The sequence below is a fragment of the Phenylobacterium sp. genome, assembly GCF_044358365.1.
Taxonomy (GTDB): domain Bacteria; phylum Pseudomonadota; class Alphaproteobacteria; order Caulobacterales; family Caulobacteraceae; genus Phenylobacterium.
The window spans coordinates 1-5,349 of the sequence record NZ_JBIKNZ010000115.1 but is presented as its reverse complement, the minus strand read 5'-3'; the positions used below and the strand labels follow the sequence as shown (position 1 = coordinate 5,349).

The 5,349-nt window shown below is 65.1% G+C and carries 7 protein-coding genes; 2 read left to right on the top strand and 5 right to left on the bottom strand.

Going from position 1 to position 5,349, the window contains the following annotated elements:
* Positions 1–735: hypothetical protein (locus ACIQ3B_RS17880; RefSeq protein WP_397404995.1), on the top strand; the 735-nt coding region annotated here is incomplete at its 5' end.
* 191 nt (positions 736–926) lie between these two features.
* On the opposite strand, the gene ACIQ3B_RS17875 is transcribed toward ACIQ3B_RS17880, so the two are convergent.
* The 3 genes from ACIQ3B_RS17875 to ACIQ3B_RS17865 form a co-directional block, all read right to left on the bottom strand.
* Positions 927–1,220, bottom strand: coding sequence for an addiction module antidote protein (locus ACIQ3B_RS17875; RefSeq protein WP_397404993.1), 294 nt, complete (start codon positions 1,218–1,220; stop codon positions 927–929).
* Between the two features lie 191 nt (positions 1,221–1,411).
* A complete protein-coding gene (locus ACIQ3B_RS17870; protein ID WP_397404991.1) occupies positions 1,412–1,687 on the bottom strand; it encodes a hypothetical protein in 276 nt (91 codons plus the stop codon).
* 75 nt (positions 1,688–1,762) lie between these two features.
* A complete protein-coding gene (locus ACIQ3B_RS17865) occupies positions 1,763–2,203 on the bottom strand; it encodes a universal stress protein (protein ID WP_397404990.1) in 441 nt (146 codons plus the stop codon).
* A 143-nt stretch (positions 2,204–2,346) separates the two neighbouring features.
* On the opposite strand from ACIQ3B_RS17865, the gene ACIQ3B_RS17860 reads away from it, so the two are divergent.
* Positions 2,347–2,787 carry a DoxX family protein gene (locus ACIQ3B_RS17860; protein ID WP_397404988.1) on the top strand — a complete coding sequence of 147 codons (441 nt, stop codon included), beginning with the start codon at positions 2,347–2,349 and terminating at the stop codon, positions 2,785–2,787.
* Between the two features lie 47 nt (positions 2,788–2,834).
* On the opposite strand, the gene ACIQ3B_RS17855 is transcribed toward ACIQ3B_RS17860, so the two are convergent.
* Both ACIQ3B_RS17855 and ACIQ3B_RS17850 read right to left on the bottom strand, forming a co-directional pair.
* Positions 2,835–4,184 (bottom strand): flavin-containing monooxygenase, encoded by a 1,350-nt coding sequence (locus tag ACIQ3B_RS17855; protein WP_397404986.1) that lies wholly within the window; start codon positions 4,182–4,184, stop codon positions 2,835–2,837.
* A 114-nt stretch (positions 4,185–4,298) separates the two neighbouring features.
* Positions 4,299–5,315, bottom strand: coding sequence for an NADP-dependent oxidoreductase (locus ACIQ3B_RS17850; protein WP_397404984.1), 1,017 nt, complete (start codon positions 5,313–5,315; stop codon positions 4,299–4,301).
* Positions 5,316–5,349 lie beyond the last annotated feature (34 nt).

The following is a 5,349-nucleotide window of genomic DNA, read 5'->3' as shown; positions in this document are numbered from 1 at the left end:
GGGTCCATCCTCCTGTTTGAAGCAGCGCGATCCACTCGCTCCGACTTCGTATCTTCAGGTCTGGATGGGCCTACCTCAATTACGCGATGTCACCGAAAACCAGTCGGAGACTATTTGATCATGGCCCGCATTGTTCCGCCAATCATCACGGCTTTCGAGATTCCCCTCAATGAAAAGCAACTCCTTGCGCTGGGCCGAATCTCCGCAATCTGGGCGCAAGTGGATTTCCTCACCGACCAGTTGCTGATGCGAGCCCAACAACTGAATCAACGACAGTTCGATCTTCTAGTTGGCGACAAGATGGTTGGGACGAAGCTGAGTATGCTCCAGCAATCGCTCGATTTTATCGAGAACAGCGACATTCGGGAAGCCGTATCCAATTTCATCGTGGTCGCGGAGAGCGCCAAAACGCACCGCAACCACGCCGTTCACGGCGTGTGGGGTTGGCGTATTTCTGAGCGTGGCGAGTTCGCGGCTGCCCGTCACTCGCGAACTCCTGGTGTTCCGCTTCGGGCCGAGCGCCTCAGGCGGCTTGAGCGTGAGGTGGCGTCTGCTTCCGAATTGGGGCTTAGAGCGATGAGCCTTGTTACGGGCCAGAAGATATTCCCCGGAGGCAAGTTCAATTTCGGGGCAGCGGAACAACCACCAAAGCGCTTCGGAGCAGATACGATACTACTTCCTTCAGGTCGTCCTAGTCCGCCGAAAAAGCCAAAAGGAAAAGCAGCGCCGCTCTGATAGGTTCGGGCGTGTTTGGCAAACTAGCTTTGTCGGGCTGATCGACTATTGTCTGTCCCTTGAGCTAAGCGGACAGCTTACCCATCCCCTACACTAACGGCTTTGGCGTGAACCCCGTCGGTCAGGCCGGGAAGATTGTAACGTCACACCATGCGTATCCCAACATTCACAACCCAGGACGAGAACTCACTTCACGCCGCCGCCTTTGGCTTCACGCTCAAGGTCACATTGAGCGCGCTCAGCAGGGACATCAGGGTGGCAAGGGTCGGGTTGGCGCCTTCGCCGATGGCTTTGTAAAGGGAGCCTCTGGCGAGGCCGGTGGTCCGGGCGATCTCGGTCATCCCATGGGCGCGGGCGATGGTGGAGAGCGCGTGGGTTACGTCTTCGAGGTCGCCGGTTTCGAACGCGGCGGCGAGGTACTCGGCCACATCCTCGGGCGTTTCCAGATAGGTCGCTGCGTCCCAGGCCAGGGTCTTGGTTGTCATCCTCATAACTCCAGATCCAACGAGAGGCGTTTGGCGACCTGGATGTCCCGGGCCTGCGCGCCGTGCGCGGGGCTCGCCCCCTCCACCACGCGCTCTATGGCCGGCCGCGCCGGCCTCGGCGCGCGGTCCCCCTCCCGCCGCTTCGCGGGGGAGGTAAGACGCAATTTGTGATACCGCCGTTCCGCCACCCCCTACCGCACCGTCTCCTTCTCCCGGGGCGCGGTGACCTTGTGCTCGCGGGTCTGGGCCTTGGGTTTGGGCAGTAGCCGGAACCGCGTCTGGCACCAGGCGAAGTCGATGCCGACGTCGATCAGGGCGTCGCCGCGGCCGCAGGGGCAGTCGAAGTCCATGATCTCGATGACCCGGTAGGTCTCTCCGGCCTGGAGCGGCACCGGCCACCCCGTGGCGTGGTTGGGGGCGGCGTTGACACAGAGGACCAGATCGCCGGGGCTGATGGCGTCGCTCATCGCTTTCTCCCTTGAACAGGGGGCGAAGACTAAACCCTCACCGGCGATCGGCAAAGTGCGGTCTGTGGGCGGAGGTCAGCGCACCACGAGCACGGGCACAGGGCTGTGGGCCAGTACCTCGGCCGTGACGCTGCCCATCATCAGGCGGCCGAGGCCCCGGCGGCCGTGGGAGGCCATGGCGATCAGGCTACAGTCGTGGGCCTTGGCCGCCTCGATGATCGCCTCTGCGGGCAGGGCGTCCTCGATCAGCACCGTATCGGCCATGACCGCCATCCTGGCCGCCGCCGCCTTCGCGGCCGTGAGCACTTTCTCGGCGGCTTCCTTCTGGTTGGCGCCGTAGCCGCCGTAGGCCATGGCGGCCACGCCGGCGTCGAGGCCGTAGTAGACCGGCAACCGCTCGGTCACGGTCACGATGGTGACCTTGGCGCCCAGGCCCTTGGCGAGGGTCAGGCCGTGGTCGAGGCCCTTCTGGGCGAGGTCGGATCCATCCGTGGAGATGAGAATGTGGTTGTACATGGGGTGTTCCTCGAGGGGTCGCAGGCGTGGGTTTGTTGTGAGGTCAGCCTGGCACGGGCGCGGCGTCGGCGGCGTTGATCGAGATCAACCGGCGTTTTCCGGCGCGTTTGACAGGGGGTGAAAGTCCTGTGATGCGTTTGCGGATGTCGCAGACACCACCCACTTCGAACCTGATGATCACGACGGGGCGCGTGCTGTTGGCGCTCTATTTCCTGTTGCCGGGGATTTTGAAGTTCGTGGCCGCGCCGATGAACATCAGCCTGATGAGCGCCCACGGCATCCCCAACCCCGCAGCCTTGCTGGTGGTAGCGGGGGTGGCGCAGGTGGCGGGGGCCCTGCTGCTGATGACGGGACGGTTTGTGCGGTTCAGCGCGCTGGGCCTTGTGGCCTATATCCTGGTGATCAATGTGCTGATGCACGATTTCTGGAACTTCAGCGGCGTGGCGGGCGCCCACGAACTGCAGAACTTCATCAAGAACCTCGGCATCCTGGCGGGCCTGCTGGTGCTGGCGGGCTTCAGCCGCTGGCGCATGCCCTCGGTGAAGGGGTTGATGATGAGCGACGCCAGGGCGTTTGCGGTTTAGAGCCCAGGGCGCTACCTCCCGCCGCTACGCGGGGGAGGTGAGAAGCGCTAGGCCCGCGCCTCGACCAGCAGGGTGTTGCCCGCCGTCTTCGCCCGCTTGGCGCCGCGGTCGATCTCCTTGATCAGGTCGTGGCAGTAGATGCCGAAGTCCACCTGGATGGTGTGGCGGGCGGCCTTGTAATAGGGGCCCAGATGCAGGGCCTCGTCGGCGCGGGTGATGTCGGCCATTTCCGCCGGCGACGGCGGGCGATATGCGCCGGTGAGGCAGGCGCCCACCAGCTTGGCCTGCTGTTCGGCGAAGTTGACCAGGGTGGGCAGCGGCTGGGCCAGACCCATGAAGAAGAGGTTAGGTACGCCCGGCTGCATCATCCGCTTGAACAGCGGGAAGCGGTGGTCGGCGTCGGGCAGCAGGGCCGGGTCGCTGAAGAACGGGAAGCTGATCCGGTAGCCGGTGGCGTAGACGATGGCGTCCACATCCTCGACGCTGCCGTCCTCGAAGCGGACCTGGTGGCCCATGAGCTCGGCGATATTGGGCCTGAAGGTGATGTCGCCGCAGCCGGCGCGGGTCAGGAACTCGCCGGAGACCGAGGGGTGGGCTTCCAGTGGCTCGTGGTCGGGCTTGGGCAGGCCGTAGTCTTCCATGCGACCGACGGTCTTCTTGATCTTGGCGCGGGCCAGCGCCAGGCCCAGCTTGCGCGGCATCCAGTGGGGCATGGAAGCCTTGTCGGCGACCTTGCCGTCGATGTACTTGGGCAGCACCCAGACGCCGCGCCGGGCGGCCACGATCAGGCGTTTGGCGATGGGGCGTTGGGCCAGCTCGGAGGCGATATCCATCGCCGAATTGCCCATGCCGACGACGACCACGGTCTTGCCGCGCATGTCCATGGGATCGAAGGGCGTGCGGTATTCGTGGGCGTGGAAGTGGGGGCCGTCGAAGTGGCCCGGATAGTCGGGAATGCGGGCGTCCCAATGGTGGCCGTTGCAGACGATGAGGGCGTCGTAGATGCGCGTCTCGCCGGTGGACAGGGTGACGGACCAGAGGCCGTCGGCGGTGCGCTCGGCTTTGGTGACGGCGGTGTTGAAGGTGATCTTCTCGCGCAGGCCGAAGTGGTCCACGTAGTCGTGGAAATACTGCAGCAGCTGGGCGTGGTGGGGGAAGTCGGGCCAGTCAGCGGGGACGGGATAGTCCTCGAAGGCGAGGCGCCATTTCGAGGTGTCGATGTGCAGGCTCTCGTAGCAGGCCGACTTGCCGTTGGGGTTCCGGAAGTACCAGTTGCCGCCGATGTTGTCCGACATCTCGAAACAGTCGAACGGGACGCCCAGGTCCTGGAGCCGCTTGGCGGTGGTGAAGCCGGAACATCCTGCACCGATGATGCAGGCCTTGGGCAGGGCGGGCATGGTGGGTTGGTCTCCCGTGAGGTTGCGCGACTGTGCGCGGCTTCACCTGACGTCCGGCAAGGGGGTGAGCCGCCGCCAAAGGCTTTGCGACGGCCCCCCGCACCGATGGGGGCATCAGGGCTCGGGCGAGACCTGGATCAGCAGCTTGCCGTCGTGGTCGCCTGTGAACAGGCGCTGGAGCGAGTCCATTGCGCCTTCCAGACCCTGGTCGACGTGGACCTTCCACTTCAGCTTGCCTTCCATCACCCACGGGATCAGCTCGGCCATGGCCTCGGCGGCGCGGGGCAGGAAGTCGGTGATGATGAAGCCGCGGACGGTCAGCCTGTGCATCAGGATGCGGGAGAAGTCCGTGGGGCCGGTCGGGCGGCCATCGTCATTGTAGGTCGAGATCATGCCGCAGAGCGGCATGCGGCCGAAGTTGTTCATGCGGTTGAAGACGGCGTTCATGATCTCGCCGCCGACGTTCTCGAAGTTAACGTCGATGCCGTTCGGGCACAGCCGGTCCAGCGCCGCGCCGACGTCCTCGTTCTTGTAGTCGATGGCGCCGTCGAACCCGAGGTCGTTCACCAGCCAGTCGCACTTGGCCTTGCCCCCGGCGATGCCGATGACGCGGGCGCCTTTCAGCTTGGCGATCTGGCCGACGATCGAGCCCACGGCCCCGGCGGCGGCGGAGACGACGACGGTCTCGCCGGGCTGCGGCTTGCCAATGTCGCACAGGCCGAACCAGGCGGTCAGGCCGGTGGCCCCCAGCACGCTCATGTAGGCGGTCAGCGGCACGCCCGGCAGCTGCGGCGCCGGCATCAGCATGCCACCATTCGCGATCACGTGGCTGGTCCAGCCGCCCAGGCCCGTGTTGACCACATCGCCCTGCTTGAACCGGTCGGAGCGGGAGCGCTCCACGATGCCCAGTGAGCCGCCGCGCATGGTGTCGCCGATCTGCACCGGCGGCATGTACTGGTCCTGATCGCTCATCCAGATGCGGTTGGTGGGGTCGAGCGAGAGATAGAGGGTGCGCACCAGGACCTCGCCGTCCGCCAGATCGCGGATCGGCTCCTCCACCAGCTTGAGGTCGCCGGCCTTGATGTCGCCGACCGGGCGGTGCTGCAGCACCCAGCGCTTGAGGTTGGTCATGGGTTGGGGGCTCCGGGGAATTGTTGTTCGTGGG

What these genes read in the sequence shown, in the direction of transcription:
- ACIQ3B_RS17870 (WP_397404991.1), bottom strand. Translation starts at nt 1,687, where the DNA reads ATGAGCGACGCCATCAGCCCCGGCGATCTGGTCCTCTGTGTCAACGCC.
- ACIQ3B_RS17855 (WP_397404986.1), bottom strand. Translation starts at nt 4,184, where the DNA reads ATGCCCGCCCTGCCCAAGGCCTGCATCATCGGTGCAGGATGTTCCGGC.
- ACIQ3B_RS17865 (WP_397404990.1), bottom strand. Translation starts at nt 2,203, where the DNA reads ATGTACAACCACATTCTCATCTCCACGGATGGATCCGACCTCGCCCAG.
- ACIQ3B_RS17875 (WP_397404993.1), bottom strand. Translation starts at nt 1,220, where the DNA reads ATGACAACCAAGACCCTGGCCTGGGACGCAGCGACCTATCTGGAAACG.
- ACIQ3B_RS17850 (WP_397404984.1), bottom strand. Translation starts at nt 5,315, where the DNA reads ATGACCAACCTCAAGCGCTGGGTGCTGCAGCACCGCCCGGTCGGCGAC.
- ACIQ3B_RS17860 (WP_397404988.1), top strand. Translation starts at nt 2,347, where the DNA reads ATGTCGCAGACACCACCCACTTCGAACCTGATGATCACGACGGGGCGC.